General features: G+C 60.5%; 15 protein-coding genes and 1 tRNA gene. 4 read left to right on the top strand and 12 right to left on the bottom strand.

Annotation, left to right across the window (positions count from 1 at the left end; genetic code table 11):
• Nucleotides 1-48 precede the first annotated feature (48 nt).
• From adhE to H3U89_RS05255, 4 genes are all read right to left on the bottom strand, one after another.
• Complete coding sequence (adhE, locus tag H3U89_RS05270; protein ID WP_232345550.1) at nucleotides 49-2,814, bottom strand: bifunctional acetaldehyde-CoA/alcohol dehydrogenase; 2,766 nt, start codon at nucleotides 2,812-2,814, stop codon at nucleotides 49-51.
• A gap of 327 nt (nucleotides 2,815-3,141) precedes the next feature.
• On the bottom strand, nucleotides 3,142-3,633 hold the full coding sequence (gene rpsI, locus H3U89_RS05265; protein WP_015022361.1) for a 30S ribosomal protein S9: 492 nt from the start codon (nucleotides 3,631-3,633) through the stop codon (nucleotides 3,142-3,144).
• A 20-nt stretch (nucleotides 3,634-3,653) separates the two neighbouring features.
• On the bottom strand, nucleotides 3,654-4,103 hold the full coding sequence (gene rplM / locus H3U89_RS05260) for a 50S ribosomal protein L13 (RefSeq protein ID WP_198180442.1): 450 nt from the start codon (nucleotides 4,101-4,103) through the stop codon (nucleotides 3,654-3,656).
• A 203-nt stretch (nucleotides 4,104-4,306) separates the two neighbouring features.
• A complete protein-coding gene (locus tag H3U89_RS05255; RefSeq protein WP_198180443.1) occupies nucleotides 4,307-4,939 on the bottom strand; it encodes an AbrB family transcriptional regulator in 633 nt (210 codons plus the stop codon).
• A 108-nt stretch (nucleotides 4,940-5,047) separates the two neighbouring features.
• Here H3U89_RS05255 and H3U89_RS05250 point away from each other — a divergent pair, with 108 nt between their 5' ends.
• Complete coding sequence (locus tag H3U89_RS05250) at nucleotides 5,048-5,710, top strand: IMPACT family protein (protein ID WP_198180444.1); 663 nt, start codon at nucleotides 5,048-5,050, stop codon at nucleotides 5,708-5,710.
• Between the two features lie 130 nt (nucleotides 5,711-5,840).
• Here H3U89_RS05250 and H3U89_RS05245 read toward each other — a convergent pair.
• Nucleotides 5,841-5,927, bottom strand: a tRNA-Ser gene (locus H3U89_RS05245).
• 226 nt (nucleotides 5,928-6,153) lie between these two features.
• On the opposite strand from H3U89_RS05245, the gene dinB reads away from it, so the two are divergent.
• The gene (gene dinB, locus H3U89_RS05240; RefSeq protein ID WP_198180448.1) at nucleotides 6,154-7,425 is read left to right on the top strand and encodes a DNA polymerase IV; all 1,272 of its coding nucleotides are present in this window, start codon (nucleotides 6,154-6,156) and stop codon (nucleotides 7,423-7,425) included.
• Here the strand turns inward: dinB and dapC are convergent.
• The 7 genes from dapC to H3U89_RS05205 all read right to left on the bottom strand — a co-directional run bounded on the left by dapC (nucleotide 7,409) and on the right by H3U89_RS05205 (nucleotide 16,544).
• The gene (dapC, locus tag H3U89_RS05235; RefSeq protein ID WP_198180450.1) at nucleotides 7,409-8,575 is read right to left on the bottom strand and encodes a succinyldiaminopimelate transaminase; all 1,167 of its coding nucleotides are present in this window, start codon (nucleotides 8,573-8,575) and stop codon (nucleotides 7,409-7,411) included. The two genes, dinB and dapC, sit on opposite strands and share 17 nt — an antisense overlap.
• A 70-nt stretch (nucleotides 8,576-8,645) precedes the next feature.
• Nucleotides 8,646-8,963, bottom strand: a complete 318-nt coding sequence (fdxA, locus tag H3U89_RS05230; RefSeq protein ID WP_015022367.1) for a ferredoxin — start codon at nucleotides 8,961-8,963, stop codon at nucleotides 8,646-8,648.
• A gap of 57 nt (nucleotides 8,964-9,020) precedes the next feature.
• On the bottom strand, nucleotides 9,021-10,544 hold the full coding sequence (locus tag H3U89_RS05225) for an amino acid permease (protein WP_045935721.1): 1,524 nt from the start codon (nucleotides 10,542-10,544) through the stop codon (nucleotides 9,021-9,023).
• 216 nt (nucleotides 10,545-10,760) lie between these two features.
• Nucleotides 10,761-12,377, bottom strand: coding sequence for a UxaA family hydrolase (locus tag H3U89_RS05220; RefSeq protein ID WP_232345548.1), 1,617 nt, complete (start codon nucleotides 12,375-12,377; stop codon nucleotides 10,761-10,763).
• A gap of 495 nt (nucleotides 12,378-12,872) precedes the next feature.
• On the bottom strand, nucleotides 12,873-14,315 hold the full coding sequence (uxaC, locus tag H3U89_RS05215; protein WP_232345546.1) for a glucuronate isomerase: 1,443 nt from the start codon (nucleotides 14,313-14,315) through the stop codon (nucleotides 12,873-12,875).
• 154 nt (nucleotides 14,316-14,469) lie between these two features.
• Entirely contained in the window at nucleotides 14,470-15,480 is a 1,011-nt protein-coding gene (locus H3U89_RS05210; RefSeq protein ID WP_154312782.1) for a LacI family DNA-binding transcriptional regulator, read from the bottom strand.
• Nucleotides 15,477-16,544 carry a LacI family DNA-binding transcriptional regulator gene (locus H3U89_RS05205; RefSeq protein WP_198180461.1) on the bottom strand — a complete coding sequence of 356 codons (1,068 nt, stop codon included), beginning with the start codon at nucleotides 16,542-16,544 and terminating at the stop codon, nucleotides 15,477-15,479. The genes H3U89_RS05210 and H3U89_RS05205 overlap by 4 nt, the downstream gene beginning before the upstream one ends.
• Before the next feature lie 244 nt (nucleotides 16,545-16,788).
• Between H3U89_RS05205 and H3U89_RS05200 the strand changes: the two genes are divergently transcribed.
• Entirely contained in the window at nucleotides 16,789-18,432 is a 1,644-nt protein-coding gene (locus H3U89_RS05200; RefSeq protein ID WP_198202416.1) for a mannitol dehydrogenase family protein, read from the top strand.
• Between the two features lie 81 nt (nucleotides 18,433-18,513).
• Entirely contained in the window at nucleotides 18,514-19,641 is a 1,128-nt protein-coding gene (locus tag H3U89_RS05195; RefSeq protein ID WP_198180463.1) for a mannonate dehydratase, read from the top strand.
• Nucleotides 19,642-19,751: the final 110 nt, after the last annotated feature.

Raw genomic sequence — 19,751 nt, 5'->3', positions numbered from 1 at the left:
GCGTGTCGCGCCGCTCCCAGGGGAACCCTCGGCTCAATTCCGGTCCTGTCAGGCCCGCTGGGAGGCCTCCTGGACCACATCCTCGCCCTGGCGGGCAACCCTCATCCGGTGGCCCTCCTCCTGGCTGAGCCCATAGTAGGCGGCCACAGCTATGTCCTTCATGTCCTCAATCAGCGGAATGCGGGGGTTTGCCGGCGTGCACTGGTCCTCATAGGCCCGCATGCCGATTTGATCCAAGGACTGCCAGTAGAGGTCCTCGTCCACTCCGGCTGCCTGGAAGGAGGCATCCATGCCCAGGCGCTCGTCCCTGTAGGATTCCACGGCACGTGCCAAGAGCTCCACACCCTCCTCGGGAGTAGCGGATTCGATGCCCAGCACGTGGGCCATCTGTCTGTAGCGCTCCGGGGCCACATACTCGCTGTACTTGGGCCAGCTGGTCGGCTCGTCCGGGATCCGCCCGTTGTAGCGGATCACATAGGGCAGGAGGATGGAGTTGGCCCGCCCATGGGCCACATGGCAGAGGGCTCCGATGGTATGCGCCATGCCGTGGCACATGCCCAGGAAGGCCGAGCCGAAGGCCATGCCAGCCATGGTCGCCGCATTGTGCATCTTCTCCTGGGCCCGCACCTTGGCCTCGCCGCCGGCGGTGCCCACGGCAGACTCCAGGTTGTCCCAGATCAGCTTGGCGGCGTGCAGGGCCATGGCGTCCGTGTAGTCATTGGCATAGACCGAAACGAAGGCCTCCATGCAGTGGGTCAGGGCATCGAAGCCCGAGTCACAGGCCAGCCTCTTGGGCTGGGTGCGGGCCAGTACCGGATCCACGATGGCCACGCTGGGGGTCAGGGCGTAGTCGGTGATGGGGTACTTGTATCCGGTCTTATGGTCGGTGATGACCGCGAATGGGGTGACCTCCGAACCCGTGCCCGAAGAGGTGGGAATGCAGACTAGCCTGGCCTTGGTGCCCAGGGGCGGAATCTTGAAGGCCCGCTTGCGGATGTCGAAGAACTTCTCCCGAACATCGGCGAAGGAGATCTCCGGATGCTCATAGAGCAGCCACATGATCTTGGCCGCATCCATGGGGCTGCCGCCTCCCACGGCGATGATGGTGTCGGGACCGAACTCATCGCGCATCATGGCCGCGCCACGCTCCACCGTCTCGACGCTGGGCTCCGGCTCTACGTAGTCGATGATGCGGAAGGTGACCGGCTGGGACCTGGCCCGCAGCTGATCGATGATCTTGTCGACGATCCCCAGCTGCTCCATGACCTTGTCGCAGACGATGACGGCCCGGCGGATGCCGAACATGTCGCGCAGGTAGCGGACGGAGTTGGGCTCGAAGTAGGTCTTGGGGGGCACCTTGAACCACTGCATGTTGTTGTTCCTCCGCGCGATCCGCTTGATATTGATCAGATTGACCGCCTGGACGTTGCCCGAGACCGAGTTGCCGCCGTAGGAGCCGCAACCCAGGGTCAGGGAAGGGGCGATGGCATTGTAGATGTCGCCGATGCCGCCCAGGGAGCTGGGCTGGTTCCAGACGATCCGGCAGGCATGCATGCGCTGTCCATACTCACGCACCAGCCTCTCATCGTCGGTGTGGATGGCCGCCGTATGTCCGGCACCATAACGCAGCATCTGCTGGCAGAGGGTGAAGCCCTCCTCCTTGTTACTGGCCTTGAGCACGGCCTGAACCGGTGCCAGTTTCTCCAGGGTCAGGGGTTCCATGGGGCCGACCTGGTCGCATTGGGCGGCCAGAATGGTCACATCCTCGGGTATCTTGAAGCCGGCCCGGCGGGCGATGAACTGGGGGGACTTGCCCGGAACCTCGGAGTTGAGCCTGGGAGCGGGCGCATCGGCACCGGCATGGGCCCGCACGCCGAACATGTACTCCTCCAGCTTGACCTTCTCCTCGGGGTTGACGAAGTAAGCCTTGCGCCTCTTCATCTCCTCGATCACCCGGCCATACACATCCTGATGGGCGATGATGGCCTGTTCTGTAGCGCAGATCATGCCGTAGTCAAAATGCTTGGACAGGATCAGGTCGTTGACGGCCCGGGGCACGTTGACCCTGCGGTCCACATATGCCGGGGCATTGCCGGCACCTACGCCCAATGCCGGCTTGCCCGAGGAATAGGCGGCCTTGACCATGCCGGTGCCCCCGGTGGCCAGAATGGTGGCTACCCCGGGGTGCTGCATGAGGGCCCCGGTGGCTTCGACCGAGGGGTGCTCGATCCACTGGATGCAATCGCGCGGAGCGCCCGCCTCGATGGCTGCGTCGCGGACGATCCGGGCCGCCTCCACCGAGCAGCGCTGTGCGTAGGGGTGGAATCCGAAGACGATGGGGCAGCGGGTCTTCAGGGCCAGCAGCGACTTGAAGATGGCTGTCGAGGTGGGGTTGGTCACCGGGGTCACGCCGGCTACAACTCCCACCGGCTCGGCCACCTCGATGATGCCGTCCACATCGTTCTCGCTGATGATGCCCACGGTGCGCTGCCTGGCCAGGTAATTGGTCACATGCTCGCAGGCAAAGATGTTCTTGGTGGCCTTGTCCTCCACCAGGCCGCGCCCGGTCTCCTCCACGGCCATCTGCGCCAGGGGCAAGTGCTTGTTCAGGGCCGCGATCGAGGCCTTGGCCACGATCCGATCCACCTGTTCCTGGTCGAGCTCCTCAAAGGCACGTAAAGCCGACTGCGCACGGACGACCAGGTCATCCACCTCCCTGCGTGCCTGCTCACTGCTGTCGGCCCGAGCGCCTTCCCTGCCAGCTCCCGGCTCCTTCACTTGATGCTCATGCTTCTGCTTCTGCGTTCCAGCCAAGATATTGGCCCTCCTCATGTTCCGCGGATGCCGATGAGGGCCGGCAGAAAGTCTCAGACGGTCCCAGACCGTACCGGTCCACGAAAGACATCCGTCATAACGTGACGAAAGTCACAATATAGACCAGAGGGGGCACCATTGAGCCCCAGGATGAGCGAACGTTCGCTTGACGCGTGTCGTGTGGGAATTCGTGGCTTTCCTGGTCATTTTCCGCACCGCAACGTGCGTTTTGGCGTTCGCTTCAGACTGGGCCGTCCAGTCATGAATCCGGGCATGAAAAATCCCCAAGGTCCGTGAGGACCTTGGGGATGGAAGAAGCTGCGAACGTCAGCGCTTGGAGAACTGCGGAGCGCGACGGGCCTTGTGCAGACCGGCCTTCTTGCGCTCCACCACGCGGGCGTCACGGGTCAGGAACCCGGCCTTCTTCAGGGCAGGACGGTTGGCGTCCCGATCGATGGCGTTCAGGGCGCGTGCAACGCCCAGACGGACTGCGCCGGCCTGGCCGGTCACGCCACCGCCCTCGACGCGCACAACCACGTCGAACTTGTTCTCGAGCTTCAGCAGCACGATGGGCGAGTTGACCTCGCGCTGGTGCAGCTTGCTGGGGAAGTACTCCTCCAGGGTGTGCCCGTTGATGCTCCACTTGCCGGAGCCCGGGATCAGACGGACACGGGCGACTGCCTCCTTGCGGCGGCCGGTGCCATAGCCCGGCTCGATTGCGGAGGTGCCGGTGCCTGCACCGGCGTTGGTCTCGGAAGTGTAGGAAGCGCTGGTCTCCTCGGCCTCAAGAACCGCGGAGCTGTTGTTGTTGTCAGCCATGGTGATTATCTCCTCTGGTCCTACTTGGCCTGCTGGGCGACCTGATGGATCTTGTACTCAATGGGCTGCTGCGAGGTGTGAGGATGCTCCTCGCCTGCGAAGACGCGCAGCCTGGTCAGCTGGACCTTGGCCAGCTTGTTCTTGGGCAGCATGCCCTTGACCGCCGTCATGATGATGCGCTCGGGGTTGTGCTCCATCAACTGCCCGTAGGAGTCGCGGCGCAGACCGCCTGGACGGCCGGAGTGGGTGTAGAGCACCTTGTCGCTCTTGTTGCCCGTCAGCACCATCTTGGACGCGTTGATGACGATGACGTTGTTGCCGGAGTCGGCATAGGGCGCATAGGTGGGCTTGTTCTTGCCGCGCAGCAGATCGGCCACCTGGGATGCCAGACGTCCCAGCACCACACCGGAGGCGTCGACGATATACCAGTCATGTGTCAGATCGGCTGGTTTCGGGGTGAAAGTCTTCACGATTCAACCTTTTCCTTGCATTGTGTTTCGGGCTCTCCGCGCCGCATGCTGCCATGCCGGCCGAAAGCCGTGTATTCCGTGGGCTCCCTTAAAGTCCTAGACGGCGAGTGGGAAAAGCGCTTTGAGGACCCCTTAGGGAAACACAACAATCCATTATTGTAACGCCTGAGTGCCGTTCGTCAAAATTCGCGTCGGCCCCGGTCTCAGCGGGAGGCTGCTGCCCGTGCCACCTGCCCGTCCGGGTCCTTGCGCAGGGCGTCAAGGGTGGCCTGCCCGGTGTTGGGATTCAGGGCCACGGCCCGGCGCACCATGGCAGCCAGCACATGGGGGGCATCCTGCTCATCGCGAGTGCCCAGAGCCCCCAGGAAGTCCAGGGTGTCAGCGTCGGTGCGCTCGTCCTGGGCGCCCTCCAGACGCATCTTCCAGGATGTCATGGGGTTGGTCAGCGCAGCAGCCCTGACTCCGGCATCCTCGTCCTTGGTGAGCAGACCGGCCAGCCAGTTTTTGTCGTCCTTGTTGGCGGCCACCGCCCGACGGACCTCCGTGCTGGAATCCTGGGAGAGCTTGACCAGGATATTGGGGAAGGGCATGGTCTTCGCCAGGTAGATCCTGTCCTCCACCGGCGTGTGCTCGTTGCCGGCCACGGCCTCCAGCAGTGCCGTAAAGCGGGAGAAGGCGGCCTGATCGGACTTGTCGGGCAGGGGACTGCGGGCGAATTCGTGCAGCTCGGCCGTATCCGTGGAGTGCCTGAGCCTTTCATAGAAAACGGTCAGGGCCTCGTGGGGCTTGCCGGTTGACGGTGATTCGGTTTCCGGTGGGTCCTGGGGATTGGTCATGCAGCCAGCTTAGGTCGTCTCCTTGATAACGGACTCGGCCAGGGATCCCCTCTAGCATGGAGATGACGAGGGAACCGAGGAGACAAGAGGCATAGGAGGCAAGCCGATTTGCTCACCATACTGGATACGCCGCAGAAACCGGCCACAGGCTCTCTGATCGAGCGCAAGTCCGAATTCATCGGCCAGGCCTGCCATGTGGAGGATCAGGAGACGGCCATGGCCTTCGTCCAGGAGGTCCGCTTGCAGCACCCCAAGGCCCGGCACGTGTGCCACTGCGCGATCTGGGGACCCGAGGGCCGCACCAGCGAGCGCATGAGCGATGACGGGGAGCCCTCCGGAACGGCCGGCAAGCCCATACTTGAGGTCATGCGTCGGCAGGGGCTGACCGACTGCGTCCTGACTGTGACCCGGTACTTCGGGGGAATCCTTCTCGGGTCAGGGGGGTTGATCCGGGCCTATTCCTCGGCAGCCTCCCTTGCGCTCAAGGCGGCGAGATCGGCACGCGTGCTCCCGACGCAGCGCTTCACAATCACTGTGGACTACCCGGAGTACGATCCCCTGCGCCGTCTGATCCGCACCTCTGGTGGGCACGTGGAGACCGAAGACTTCACCGATAGGGTCCGATTGACCTACGATCTGGAGCCTGCAGAGGCGCCGGCCTTTCATGGCCGACTGGACGACCTTCTGCAGGGCCGGGCCCAGCCCAGTGCACTGGGCGAAGGCAGCAGGCTGATTCCCCTGTCTGGGAGCCAGGCTTCACCCGCCTTGTAACAGCCAAGGCGAACCATACAGCCGTCGCCTGGTTGCGGTGTATATCCTCCCGGGCAGGCTCATACCAAGCACCGATTGATAATGAATAAGACCGGCAATCGTATAAAGTCAGCGATCACCGGTCATCAGGCGGAGACGAGGAGATTCGAACTCCTGGACCGCTTGCGCAGTCAACACCTTAGCAGGGTGCCCCTTTCGGCCACTCAGGCACGTCTCCATACATGTTCCCGAGACGGGACCTCAGCCCCAGAGTTTCGAGAACAAAACAATAGAATACCATGATTGACCGACCTGACTCGCCGGGGCGACAGGAAGCGGCAGGGCAGGGCACGGAACCGTTCACTTTTATGGATAAAAACCATAAAAACGAACCTTCTCCGAGAATTGATGCCTGAGAATAATTTATCGCATTTTCCTCCGGGACCCTCTTCTATCATGGAGCCATGAGTACAGCGCCAAGGCTTGCAGCCGCCAAGAAGGACTGGGGGCATGACGAGAGCGGCTGCACAGTGCTGCACATTGACATGGACGCCTTCTACGCCTCCTGCGAAGTAGCCCGGCACCCGCAACTGCAGGGCCGACCGGTCGTCATCGGCACTGGACGCCGTGCAGTGGTCTCCGCGGCCAGCTATGAGGCCAGGGCTTTCGGCATCAATTCGGCCATGCCCTTGGCACGCGCCAGGCGACTGTGCCCTCAAGGGATCTTCCTCCCGGTTGACATGACCTATTACCGGGGCATCTCACGACGGATATTTGATACGGTTTTCTCACAGATCACCGATCAGATCGAGCAAGTCTCGGTGGATGAATGCTACATGGATGTGTCAGGAGCGCTCATACGCTGGGGCAAGCCCACAGCCATAGCCCGGTGGATCCGAGCCAGCGTGGCCCGTCAGTTCCACGTCACCTGCTCAGTAGGCATCGCTACCAACAAGTTGGTGGCCAAAATGGCCTCGACCAACGCCAAGCCCGACGGAATGCTGTTGATTCCCGAGGCCAGGCAGGCCGAGTTCGTCCAGCTGATGCCCCTGCGCGGCATTCCCGGCATCGGCCCCGCCCTGGAGAAGCGGCTCAACGACTGGGCCGTCAAGGATGTGGCTGATCTGGCCACCATGAGCGAGCGCGACCTGACTCGGGCCACAGGCTCGAGCCTTACAGCTAGGAAGCTGGCACAGGCCTCCCACGGGCTGGACGACGATCCGGTCCAGCCACGAGCACCTGAGAAATCCCTGGGCGCGGAACGTACCTTCCTGCACGACACCACCAGCATGAAGCAGGTCTGCGACCTCCTGCGCGTCTGCAGCAACGAGGTGGCCACCGGACTGCGAGCGCATGACCTGGTCGCCCGGACCATCACCGTCAAACTGCGCTTTGATGATCTGCGCTATATGACCAAGGCCCATACCTTGGAAACACCGGTCAACTCAGCAAATCGGATCTATCCTCAGGCGGTCGGACTGCTCAAGGCCATGTTGGGGCTGCCCGAGGGCGCGCCCATGGACACCCCCCTGCCCCGGCTGATCCGCTTAGCCGGTGTCAGCGCATCCGGTCTGAGCCGGGTGGAGGATACCCCAATCCAGCCATCCTTGGATGACATCATGCGCGAGAGCAAACGTCACACCGGCAGCGAGGCCCAGCGTCTGGATCAGGCAGAGGCCACCATGGACTCCATCAGGAGCCGCTACGGCAAGGGTTCAGTCAGCATGGGTCTTTAGGGCCGGTACGCAAACGCTCCAGGGCCAGCTCCAGCTGCTCGTCAGATATGGTGGACGAGAATCGCAAACGGCGACCATCCCCGTAGAACTCCCCAGGACTGGCCAGGATCCCCATACGGGACAGGTCAGCCATATCCGCCCAGCAATCACCCGAACGGGCTTGCGTCCAGATATAAAGGCCGCCTTGGGGCATGACGGCCTCATACCCGTAAGCCCTCAGAGCTTGAGCCAAGGCTCGCAGGCGACGGGCGTAGACCTCCCGCTGGGCCAGCACGGCCTCTCCATCGTCCAGAGCGGCCCGCATGGCCCGCTGCACCGGACCTGGCACAATCAGTCCCACCTGTTTGCGGTAGGCGGTCATGGCCTCCACCAATTGGGCGTCTCCGGCCACGAGGGCTGCCCTATAGCCGGCCATGTTGGACTGCTTGCTCAGCGAGTACAGGCAAAGTATCCCGCTGGCAACGCCGCCACAAACTTCCGATTCCAGGATGCAGGGCGAGGCGGGGATCTGCGCATTCCGCCCGACTCGATCCGGCTCTGACCAATCCAGCAGGGCATAGCACTCGTCGCTCAGGACCGTGGCCCCTATCGAACGGGCCGCCCGCACGATCTTGGCCAACCCGGCTCGGTCGATGATCCGCCCACTGGGGTTGCCTGGCGAATTGATCCATATTGCTCGCACACCGGGCAGGTTCATCCATGAATCCGTATCAGCAGGATCGTCCACGGTCGTCACCTGGGCCCCGGCCAGCTGGGTTCCGATGGCATAGGTGGGATAGGATACCCTCGGCTGCACCACCCGGTCCCCCGGCCCCAGATGCAGGAGGGAGGCCATGAGTGCCACCGCCTCCTTGGACCCGACCGTGGGCACCAGATCCGCGCCAATGGCATCCGGATCGACCCCGCGGCGACGACGGAACCAGTCGGTCGCGGCCTGCCTCAGTGGACCATCGCCAGCAGTTTTTGGATATCCTCGTGCCTGGCCATCATCCGCAGCCGCAGCCAAGGCCTCCTTGACCGACCTGGGCACAGGATCCACCGGCGAACCCACCGAGAGGTCAACCAGACCGCCGGGGCACTGCTCAGCACGCCGCCGGTAGGGGTCAATCCTTGACCAGTCGTAGGGGGATCGGAAAGAGTGAAAACCCATGGCCCGCCTTTCTCTTATGAATAAGCCGCGGTGGGTTGGCTCCCATCCGCGGCTCGTCAGCCTTAATCGACTACTTGTTGGGTGGCAGGGCTGCCACACCCTCCGGATCGTGATCGTAGGGGCCGACCGCAGCAGCGCCGCCGGCATCCCCCACCTGGGCGAAGAAATCAGTCGCCGCGTCCTTGTACCAGGTCCACTCCTCGGGCAGGTCGTCCTCGTAGAAGATGGCCTCCACCGGGCAGACCGGCTCGCAGGCGCCGCAGTCCACGCACTCGTTGGGGTTGATATAGAGCGAGCGGACGCCCTCGTAGATGCAGTCCACCGGGCATTCGTCCACGCAGGCCTTGTCCTTGACGTCCACGCAAGGCTGAGCGATGACGTAGGTCATGGGTTACCTCCTGAGTATGCGAGTATTCACTCTACACTGCAGCGCCGACGCTCCAGGTCAGTCCAGACCGGCCTGGGTGGCCTCGGATATCTTCCCGCTGAGCTGATGCCGACCGAGCAGGGAGTGCCGGTAGGAATAGCAGAAGTAGATGGCCAGGCCTGCTGCCAACCAGACCACGAATCGAATCCAGGTCAGCACGGTCAGGTTGAGCATGAGCCAGAGGCAGGCCAGGGCGATCAGAATGGGAACCCAGGGGTTGCCGGGCATCTTGAAGGACCGGGGCAGGTCCGGCCGGCGCTTGCGCATGATGGGCAGGGAGATGGCCACCAGCAGGAAAGCCGAGAGCGTGCCGATGTTGACCATGTCGGACAGGACGTCTATGGGGAAGCAGGAAGCCACCACGGCCACCACGATGCCGCCCAGGATCTGGATGCGGGCAGGCGTGCCATGACGGCCGGTGCGGGACAGGGCACGGGGAAGAAGCCCGTCGCGGCTCATGGCGAAGACAATGCGGGTCAGCCCCAGCAGGAGCACCATGACCACGGTGGTCAGCCCTACCACGATGCCGAAGGAGATGATCTTGGCAGCCCAGGGAGCGCCGACCATCTCGAAGCCGGTGGCCAAGGAGGGGTTCTTGGCCTTGGCCAGGTCCTTGTAGGAGACCATGCCGGTGGTGACGATGGCGACCAGGATGTACAGGGTGATGACGATCAGCATGCCCAGGCCGATTCCACGGGGAATGGTCTTGTGGGGCTCCTTGGCCTCCTCGGAGGTGGTGGCGACGATATCGAAGCCCACGAAGGCGAAGAAGACCAGGGCAGCGCCTGAGAGGATGCCGGGGACACCGTAGATGGTGGGCTGCATGCCTGAGACCCACTGCCAGAGCGGCTGGCCCATGATTCCCGGTACGCTGGCGCCCGGAACGGCCGAAGCCGGCTCGGAAGGCGGGATGAAGGGCCTATAGTTGTCCAACTTGACGTAGAAGAAGCCGACCACGATGACGAAGACCACGATGCCGATCTTGAGGACGGTCAAGGCGCCGTCGAAACGGGCCGAGAGCTTGGTGCCCAGGACCAGAAGGACCGTGAAGAGGGTGACGACCGCCAGCGGGGCCAGGTCCACGTCCAGGCCGCCCACATGGAAGCTGGAACTGAATGAGGTGCCGCCCATCAGATGGATGAAGTCATTCAGGTAGACGCCCCAGTACTTGGAGATGACCGAGGCTGCCATGAGCATCTCCAAAATCAGGTCCCAGCCGATGATCCAGGCCACCAGTTCGCCCATGGTGTTGTAGGTGAAGGTGTAGGCCGAACCTGAAACAGGGATCATGGAGGCAAACTCCGCGTAGCACATGACGGCTGCCGCGCAGACGATGCCTGCAATGACGAAGGAGATGATGACGGCCGGGCCCGCATGGAAGGCCGCAGCCTGGGCACCCACCGAGAAAATACCGGCGCCCACGGCCACTGCGACGGCCATGATGGCCAGGTCCCAGGTGGTCAGCGTCCGCTTGAGCGACCTGCCCTCCTCCCCGGTCTCCGCCAGGGTCTGTTCAACCGATTTCTTCCTGAATAATTCCATTCTGCTCCCAATCGTGACGTATTGTGCCGTAAGCTCCTCCGGCCCATCACTATAGGAGATGGGAATACACAAGTCCGGACTTTGCCCATTTCGGGATATTACCCGTTGACAAGTCTTCCGGAATCGGCAACTCGATCAAGGCACAAGTATCCGCCAATATACAACAAGGCACCCCAGCTATTTCGGCCAGGGTGCCCACTTGGTGAAACCCGCACTCTATTCAGTCGGACCATCCTTGAAGATGGCAATGTCCTGCATGCCGTTACGCTCATTGCAGGTCTGCTCGCCATTGACCACTGAAAGGACTTTATTACGAAAATCGTTGAAAACCTGATCTCCGGGCTCATCCAGAAGACGGCCGGCATCGAAGTCAATCCAACGATGCTTCTTGGTGGCCAGAGGCGTATTGGTGGCTACTTTCATTGTAGGCACGAAAGTTCCGAAGGGAGTGCCCCGGCCTGTAGTGAAGAGGACTACCTGCGCTCCGGCCGCGGCCATTCCCGTACTGGAGACAAGGTCGTTGCCTGGCGTCTGCAGCAGAGAGAGCCCAGGTCTAGAGATATGGTCGCCATAGTTGAGCACATCCTCGACCTCACAACGACCGCCTTTGCGGATGCAGCCCAAGGATTTATCCTCCAGAGTCGTGATTCCGCCCTCCTTGTTGCCTGGAGAGGGATTGTCGGATATAACTTCGCCGTATTTCCGGAAGAATCCTTTGAAATTGTTGATAAGGTCGACGATGTCATGGAAGACCCGCTCGTCGCGTGCCTGACTCATCAGGACCTGCTCGGCCCCGAACATTTCAGGGACCTCGGCCAGAACCACGGAACCGCCCTGGGTAACCACCCATTCAGCGAACCGACCGACCAGCGGGTTGGCCGTGATGCCTGACATTCCATCGGACCCGCCGCACTTGACGCTGACCTTGAGTTCGGACATGGGCACCTCTTCACGGTGATCGCCTTTGGCGGCCTCGTTAATTTGGTCCAGGAGGGCATCGGCCTCATCCAGCTCGTCCTCCACCTCCTGGCATATGATCCAACGAACCCGGTTCGTGTCATACTCGCCCAGGGTGCTCAGCATGTCCTCCATCTGATTGTTCTCACACCCCAGACCGACAAGGAGTACACCCCCAGCATTGGGATGGGTGGCGATGTCCTGAAGACAACGCCTGGTGTAGACCAGATCGCCGCCAAGTTGGGAGCATCCATAAGGATGACGCGCCACGATCACCGAGTCAAAAGACCCGTTGCCGGGATGGCGGGCTGAAAAAGATCGTGCCATGGCGTTGCACAGACTATTGATGCAGCCTACGGTTGGGACGATATAGAGGTCGTTGCGGATGCCCACCTTGCCTGTAGCGCGTCGATATCCTTGGAAAGTCCCGGTCGGACTGCCCGGCTTGACAGTGTCGGTAACCGGCTGATAACGGTAGTTCAGATCGGCGCCCAGGTTGGTGTCCACATTGTGGGTGTGGACCCATTGTCCTGTAGTGATAGCCTCCTTGGCATGGCCGATGGCATAGCCATACTTGATGACGTCCTCACCCTCGGCAATGTCCTGAAGCGCGAGTTTGTGTCCGCGAGGAATTCGGTCAAGCACCGTCACCTCGCCACGACCCTCTACCACGACCCTTTCGCCGGGCTCCAGATTTCTGGCAGCGACGGCCACCATATCCGTAGGATTAAGCAGAATCGTATCCTGACCGGTCCGCGCCGGTATATCATTGATGTAGTTATGTTTCAAACCAGCGGCTTTGCCGTCACCACAGGTGGAGACGAATCCTGTGGAGCCGCCCTCTGGAATCATGCAATGCTTCTTTGCGTCACTCATATTGTCAAGCTAACAAGTCCTCTATGATACCAGTCACTTTGTTGCCAGCCTTTGCACAGAAAAAGGCCCCGGACCCCCTCCTCTAAGGCTGGGTCCGCGGGCCATATTTGACTAGCGTTCCGACTTGAGATGCCGGTTAATCCCAATGAGAGCCGCCTGCCCCATGAGGATTCCCGCAAGAGAAGCCAGAAGGCACCGTCCTCATGCATAGCAAGCAGACCATGCTGAGGCTGATCCTTGACCTTGAAGGAGAGCTTGGCCCCACCCTCGCTCTGTGTTTATAAGGCACCAGAGTCACGTTCGGAATAACGCCTAGCTCAGTGGAACCCTGACCATCCACGGTAATCGGCGTGGCCGGTGAGGGCGTAGGCGAGACAAAGTCAGGAAAGGCCGTAGACCCGAGAGCCATTTTGCCCAAGACCCTTGTTACCCCCGAATCGAGCTGTCCACCGCCAAACCGTATAGCGCAAGTCTACCCTGCCGACTACTCGGGCCTTAGCCCTCAAAGAGGGCCAGAGCGTTCTCATAGGAGACCGCACGCACCAGAGGAGCCAGATACTCCTTGTCATCAGGTATGATGCCTTGGGCGGCCCAGTCGCCCAAGAGCCCGCAGAGCACCCTGCGGAAGAGTTCATGCCTGGGGAAGGACAGGAAGCTGCGGGAGTCCGTGGTCATTCCTACCGCATTGCCCAGGAGTGAGGTTTCAGCCAGAACTTCGAGCTGCCGACGCATCCCGGTGACGGTGTCGTTGAACCACCAGGCATTGCCCAACTGAAGCTGGCCCCTGTCATCGCCTCCGAAGCAGCCTAAATCAGTGGCTATGGCCATGTAGTCGTTGGGATTGAGGGAATAGACGATGGTTCTGGGCAAAATGTTCGAACTCTGCGCTTGGTCAAGAAGGGCGGCAAGGGGGGCGGCAACCGAGTTGTCAGCCATGGAATCGTAACCCGTGTCGGCTCCAAGCTTCTGGAAAGCCGTCGAGTTGTTGTTGCGACTGGCCTGAAGGTGCAGCTGCATGGTCCAGCCCTTATCCTTGTATATTCGCATCAATTCAAGAAGGACGGCCGCACGGTATTGGGCCTGTTCCTGCCTGTCCAGGCCCAGTCCGGCCTTGGCCTTGCTGAAAATGGCATCCAAATTCTCAGCAGTCGCCGGAGCGAACTCCACCACATCGACAGCATGGTCGGAGAGTCTGGAACCATGCCGGTGGAAGTAATCCACCCGATCACGCAGAGCGTCGACAAGCCCGCTGAAGTCATTGATCGGCTTGCCACAGACCGACTCCATTGTGCCGATCCAATCGCCATACCCTTTGGCGGTCGGATTCAGAGCCGCATCCGGACGGAAGGCGGGAACCATCCTAAAGGGCTCCCCCTCCTTGGCGAATCGATCGTGGTACTCCAGATTATCCTCAGGGGAATCCGTGGTGCAGACAATCTTGACATTCATGCGACGCAGAAGTGCTCTTCGCGAGAAGTCCGGGGTGGCCAGCAGCTCGTTGGTCTGATCAAAGATGGACCTGGCGGTCTTGGTGGTCAGGGGTTCGTAGATGCCGAAGTACCTCCGCAGCTCCATGTGGGTCCATAGATAGACCGGGCTGCCCACAGCCTGTTCCATGGTCCGGGCGTAAGCCATGAATTTGTCCCAAGGGTGGCCGTCCCCGGTGATCAGCCGTTCCGGAACACCATTGGCCCTCTCCAGTCGCCATTTATAGTGGTCTCCATAATTGTGTCCATCTGTCAGCCAGGCATCGACGATATTATCGAAGTTGGGGTCCTCATAGATCTCCTTGGCGTGCAGATGGCAGTGATAATCCACCAGGGGAAGATTCTCAGCCACGTCATGGAACAACTCCCGAGACAACCGCGTCCCGAGAAGAAAATCGTCATCCAGGAAAGCCACTACAAACTCCTTAATCAAAAACAGCAAGTCCGGCATTCGAATTTCCGCGATGCTCAGAATTCTCCTGTACAGACCAACAGACAGGCGAAACAGTCACACAATCGGAACTCACATATGCTATTGGTCAGCCTATGCATGCCTGCAAAGGGACGGTCTCGATGTTGCCATGATTTGTCGGAACCTTCCTTGATCAGGAACCTGATGTAGCCTTACCTGTGCTTTCCCGGACGATCAGGTGGGAGGGAATCGTGATGCTCTGCGCCGGATTAGTTCGGCCATTCAGCCGATCCAGAAGGATGCCGGCTGCTGTCTTTCCCAGTTTCGGCGGGGTGTTACCCACGCTGGACAATGGCGGATCGCTTACCTGTGCCATAGTGTCGTTGTCGAATCCAATGATCACATAGTCGTCCGGACAGCGAATACCCTGACGACGCATAGCAGCCATGAAACCCAAGGCCATCAGGTCATTGTGAGCAATGACGGCGCCCGTAGGATCATTCAGATACTGCTTCGCCAAGGCATACCCACCGACGAAGGTGGGAAGACCCGGCCAAATTCGTCTAACAGTCACTCCGCGCTTACGGAACTCTTCGTAAGTGTGATTCCACCTGACTCCCACAGACCATGACGCAGAAGGGCCATCGAGATAGGTCACTCGTGAAAAACCCATGGAAACCAACAGTTCAGCGGCCTGGCGGATACCAGTGCCAATATCGATGACCACACTGGGCACCCCACGCACAGTCCGGTTGACCACGACGATGGGCCTGGTCTGAGCGCACTTGCGGATCATGGCATCAGGCATTCTCGATGAGGTCAGAATTACCCCGTCCACATAGGCGGCGATCCTATTGAAGGCCTGCCGCTCCCTACTGGCACTTTCCTCTGATTCCGCGACGATAAGGGCAAATCCAGCCAGATTGAACTCGTGTTGTACGGAACGGATGATGTCGGAGAAGAACTGATTGGTGATGTCCGGAACGATGATGGCGATCATGCCCTGCAGCGTCCTGGACGGAACCGTATCGACCGGCTCCGTATAGTACCCCAGTGCGTCGGCTGCGGCGAATATCCGCTTGGACGTGGCCGCACTGACCCTATCAGGCCGAGCGAATGCTCTTGATACCGTGGAGGGGGAGACGTCGGCCATGTCAGCCACCTCTCTGATTGTCACACGCCTGGAACGGTCATGACCGCTCATGGCCGAGATTCCTTCTCTGCCTCGTTTAGGCCCAAAGGCTTGCTCGACCTGGCACCCGTGCTCTGTCTGATGACCAGACGGGCTGGAACCGTCGGGGCTACAGACAGGTCGGTTCCGGAAAGACGCCGCATAAGGAGGTCGGCAGCCCCCCGCCCAAGGACTGAAAGGGACATATGAATGGTGGTCAGAGGCGGACTGCTCACCATGGACATGGTGTCGTTGTCGAACCCGATGACGGAGATATCACGAGGGCACTCGCAACCAAGCCTCCTGAGGGCCACGATCAGGCCGATTGCCATCAGATCATTATGGGCGATGACCGCACCTGTGGGGTCGTCCATATACTTCTCTGCGAAGGAATAGCCTCCGTAAAAGGTAGGAGCGCAAGGCAGCGAACGCTTGACGCTCATCCCCTTGGCGTCGCATTCATTGAAGATATGCCGCCACCGGATACCTCCTGACCATGAGGCTGCCGGACCATCCAAATAGGTGAGACTCCGATAGCCCAATGAGTACAGGTAGTCGACCGCTTGGCAGGCCCCCTTGGCCACGTCGATGCTAATGCTGGATACACCCCTGACGTCACGATTGACGCTGACCAGGGGACGCAGCTGGGCGCACTTGCGGATCATGGCATCGGGCATCCTTGGGGAGACCAGGATGATTCCCGAGACCACGGGGGCGACCGTATCGACGATCGTTCGCTCCCTGGTGATGGACTCCCGGGTATCAAGAATCAGGGTTTCAAAGCGGAAGCGCTCACACTCGTCCTGGATGCTGCGAATGACGCCGGTGAAAAACTGATTGCCCAGGTCAGGCACAATGACCGCTACCAGCCCCCTGCCCTGCGAACCTGACCGGCTGTCGACGATATCGCTGTGATAGCCCAGTGCATCAGCGACCTTCTGAACCATTCGAGCCGTCGAAATACTGACCCGATCCGGGCGCGAGAAGGTACGCGAGACCGTTGAAGGTGATACTCCAGCCTGGCGAGCCACATCATATATGGTGATACGGCGGTTGTCCGTGGAGGAATCACTACCCGAATCTGCTCCGGTCTTCATCTATATGTATCAGCCTTCCTTCGTATGCCCCATATCGCATGAAATGCACGCCAACGGCGCCGAGCACTCCTAACATCCAAGTATAAGTGACTTCCCGGTCCCACAGCAGCCAACAGCAGTTTGATGAGAAACAAATTGCAACTCCGAAAGCATACGGGCACTGACTTGGTAGGTTCGGAAGCAGGATGGGCAAGCGTTTACGCCTGGTCTCCGCGATATGTTTTTTTGATAAAGGAAGGCACTGATGCTTCACCTTAGTGACGATATACATAATGAGTCCGCAGCCTGGCAGAAGGCTGGCGTGACTCTGCCAACCTACGACATCGAAGCCATGCGCCAGACCACCAAGCGCTCGCCTACCTGGGTTCATTTCGGGGCCGGCAATCTCTTCAGGGCGGTTCACGCCCCCATTGCCCAAAAACTTCTGGATTCAGGCGCCACCGACCGAGGCATATTGGTGGCCGAATCCTTCGACCCCGCCATTGTCGATCAGGCCTACACTCCCTTCGACGACCGCTATCTTCAGGTCATCCTGAAAGCAGACGGATCCATGAAAACCTCCCTGGTCACCTCCGTTGCGGGCGCCTACCCGCTGGGCGAGGATCCGAAGCCCCTACGTGATCTGAGGCTGGTCTTCCGCAATCCCAGCCTGCAGATGGTCACCACGACCATCACCGAAAAAGGCTATGCCCTGGTCGACTCCCAAGGTCGGCCGCTGCCGTGGATCGCTCCGGAATTCGAGGGCGGACCTGATAAAGCCAAGAGCGCCATCGCAGTCATCACAGCCCTCCTGCTGGAGCGCTACCAGGCCGGTGCCCTTCCACTGGCCCTGGTCAGCACCGACAACTTCTCACGAAACGGGGAGCGGTTCGGCCAAGCCGTCAGACAGATGGCTGACGAGTGGATAGGAAGGGGCCTGGCCAAAAAAGGCTTCGGCGACTACCTCAGAGACAAGAACAAGATCACCTTCCCGCTGACCATGATCGACAGAATCACTCCCAACCCCGACAAGGAGGTGGGTCGCCGCCTCAAGGCTCTGGGCATCGCCGACGCGGAACCTTTCAGGACCAGGGGCGGAACCGCCATGGCCTCCTATACCAACACCGAGGAAACCTGGTATTGGGTGGTCGAGGACGACTTCCCCGCAGGCCGCCCGCCTCTGGAGAAAGCAGGGGTCTACATGGCCGACAAGGATACAGTCAACGCCGCCGACCAGATGAAGGTCACCACCTGCCTGAACCCCCTGCACACGGCCCTGGCCATCTTCGGGATGCTCCTAGGGTATCCGACCATGTCAAAGACCATCGCCGACCCGGACCTCAAGGCCTTGGTCACCCGCCTGGGGTATGTGGAAGGACTGCCTGTGGTCGAGGACCCGGGCATCTTCTCCCCCAAGGAGTTCCTCCGCCAGGTCATCGAGATCAGGGTTCCCAATCCCGGCCTGCCCGATACGCCGGCGCGCATCTGCGCCGACACCTCCCAGAAGATTCCGGTCAGATACGGAATCACCATCAGCAAGTACATCCAAGCCAAGGACCTTGACACCGCCGATCTGGAAGCCATCCCACTAATCATCGCCGCCTGGCTGCGGCTGCTGATCGGTTCGGACGGCAATGGAACCGACGATGCCGGACGGCCGGTCAAGCTGAGCCCAGACCCGCGCCTGGAGGAGCTTCAACGGATTCTGGTTGACATCCCACTCAATGGGTCAGCCAAGAAGGAGACTCTGACGACGACCATCAAGTCCATCCTGGCCGATACCTCCATCTTCGGAACCGATCTGAACGCCACCCCGCTGGCCGACAAAATCGAGACCTTCCTGACCGCCATGTGCCAGGGCAATGGCGCTGTAGCAAGCACCCTTCACAAGGCTGCAAGCGCCTGGTGACATCGGCAGTCCGCTGACTGGACAAGGCAGGCAATGATCGGGTCCGCCCGATTCGAATATCGAATATAAGGAGAGAGCATTATGCACATGGGATTCCGCTGGTATGGCCAGGGCAACGACACCATCAGCCTGGATGATATTCGTCAGATTCCTGGGGTGGAGACCATCGTCTGGTCCCTGCACCACAAACAGGCGGGCGAGGTTTGGCAGCCGGACGAAATTGAAGATGCCATGGCTACAATTACCGAGTTGTCTGCCAGGGATCGGGCGGCAGGCATAACCAAGACCTTCAACGCCGATGTGGTTGAGTCTGTCAACGTCCACGAATCCATCAAGACCGGTTCGACAGTCCTCGGGATCAGCCGTGACCAGGCCATTGACGCCTACATCGAGACCGTAGCCAACCTGGGCAAGGCCGGGGTCAAAGTCGTCACCTACAATTTCATGCCGGTCTTCGACTGGCTGCGCACGGAGATGTTCCACCCCTGCCCAGACGGGTCCACCGCCCTCTACTACAACCAGCACCAGGTGGACCAGCTCAGTCCGCAGGGAATCATCGACGAAACCCTGAAGGGGGCCGGATCCCTGACTGTGCCCGGCTGGGAACCTGAACGGCTTGCCCATCTGCCTGAACTGATGGAAGCTTATCAGGGAATGGACCACGAGCAGATGTACGCCAACTACAAGTACTTCCTGGATGCCGTGATCCCCACCTGCGAGCGCTACGGGGTCAAGCTGGCCGTCCACCCCGACGACCCTGCCTTCGACCTGTTCGGCTGGCCGCGCGTGGTCTCCAGCAAGGAGGGGATCCGACGAGTGCTGGACCTGAATCCCAGCCCCTGCAACGGACTGTGCCTGTGCCTGGGATCCTTCTCATCCAGACGGGGTAACGACGCCGTGGATGCAGTCAAAACCTTCATGGACAGGATCTACTTCAGCCACGTGCGCAACATCCGTTTCACCGACGAGCAGGGCTCATTCTACGAGGTAGGTCACCGCGCAAGCGAGGGCAACGTGGATACCGTCGGCATCATGAAAGCCTACGCCGAGGCCAATTACCAGGGCTACATCCGCCCCGACCACGGACGGCATTTATGGAGCGAGAACACGGAAGCCGGCAGACCACGGCCAGGCTACGGCCTCTATGACCGCGCCATGGGCATCCAGTATCTGCTTGGAGTCTGGGACGCTTACCGCTACAACCGTTGATGAAGCAAAATCAAGTATGGTCCCCTTGTCATGCTCTTTGGCAAGGGGACCCTTTATTCTCTCATTGCCGCCATTTTCGTAGCTTATTGCTTGGTCTCATCGGTCAAGAC

Origin of the sequence: Bifidobacterium sp. W8104 (assembly GCF_016100735.1) — a bacterium.
GTDB lineage: Bacteria > Actinomycetota > Actinomycetes > Actinomycetales > Bifidobacteriaceae > Bombiscardovia > Bombiscardovia choladohabitans.
This window is presented reverse-complemented; position numbering and strand designations above follow the sequence as displayed.

Excerpts from the sequence above, each read along its gene's own strand:
- rpsI (WP_015022361.1), bottom strand. The coding sequence starts at position 3,633 with ATGGCTGACAACAACAACAGCTCCGCGGTTCTTGAGGCCGAGGAGACC.
- H3U89_RS05255 (WP_198180443.1), bottom strand. The coding sequence starts at position 4,939 with ATGACCAATCCCCAGGACCCACCGGAAACCGAATCACCGTCAACCGGC.
- dinB (WP_198180448.1), top strand. The coding sequence starts at position 6,154 with ATGAGTACAGCGCCAAGGCTTGCAGCCGCCAAGAAGGACTGGGGGCAT.
- dapC (WP_198180450.1), bottom strand. The coding sequence starts at position 8,575 with ATGGGTTTTCACTCTTTCCGATCCCCCTACGACTGGTCAAGGATTGAC.
- fdxA (WP_015022367.1), bottom strand. The coding sequence starts at position 8,963 with ATGACCTACGTCATCGCTCAGCCTTGCGTGGACGTCAAGGACAAGGCC.
- H3U89_RS05225 (WP_045935721.1), bottom strand. The coding sequence starts at position 10,544 with ATGGAATTATTCAGGAAGAAATCGGTTGAACAGACCCTGGCGGAGACC.
- H3U89_RS05220 (WP_232345548.1), bottom strand. The coding sequence starts at position 12,377 with ATGAGTGACGCAAAGAAGCATTGCATGATTCCAGAGGGCGGCTCCACA.
- uxaC (WP_232345546.1), bottom strand. The coding sequence starts at position 14,315 with ATGCCGGACTTGCTGTTTTTGATTAAGGAGTTTGTAGTGGCTTTCCTG.
- H3U89_RS05210 (WP_154312782.1), bottom strand. The coding sequence starts at position 15,480 with ATGAGCGGTCATGACCGTTCCAGGCGTGTGACAATCAGAGAGGTGGCT.
- H3U89_RS05205 (WP_198180461.1), bottom strand. The coding sequence starts at position 16,544 with ATGAAGACCGGAGCAGATTCGGGTAGTGATTCCTCCACGGACAACCGC.
- H3U89_RS05200 (WP_198202416.1), top strand. The coding sequence starts at position 16,789 with ATGCTTCACCTTAGTGACGATATACATAATGAGTCCGCAGCCTGGCAG.
- H3U89_RS05195 (WP_198180463.1), top strand. The coding sequence starts at position 18,514 with ATGCACATGGGATTCCGCTGGTATGGCCAGGGCAACGACACCATCAGC.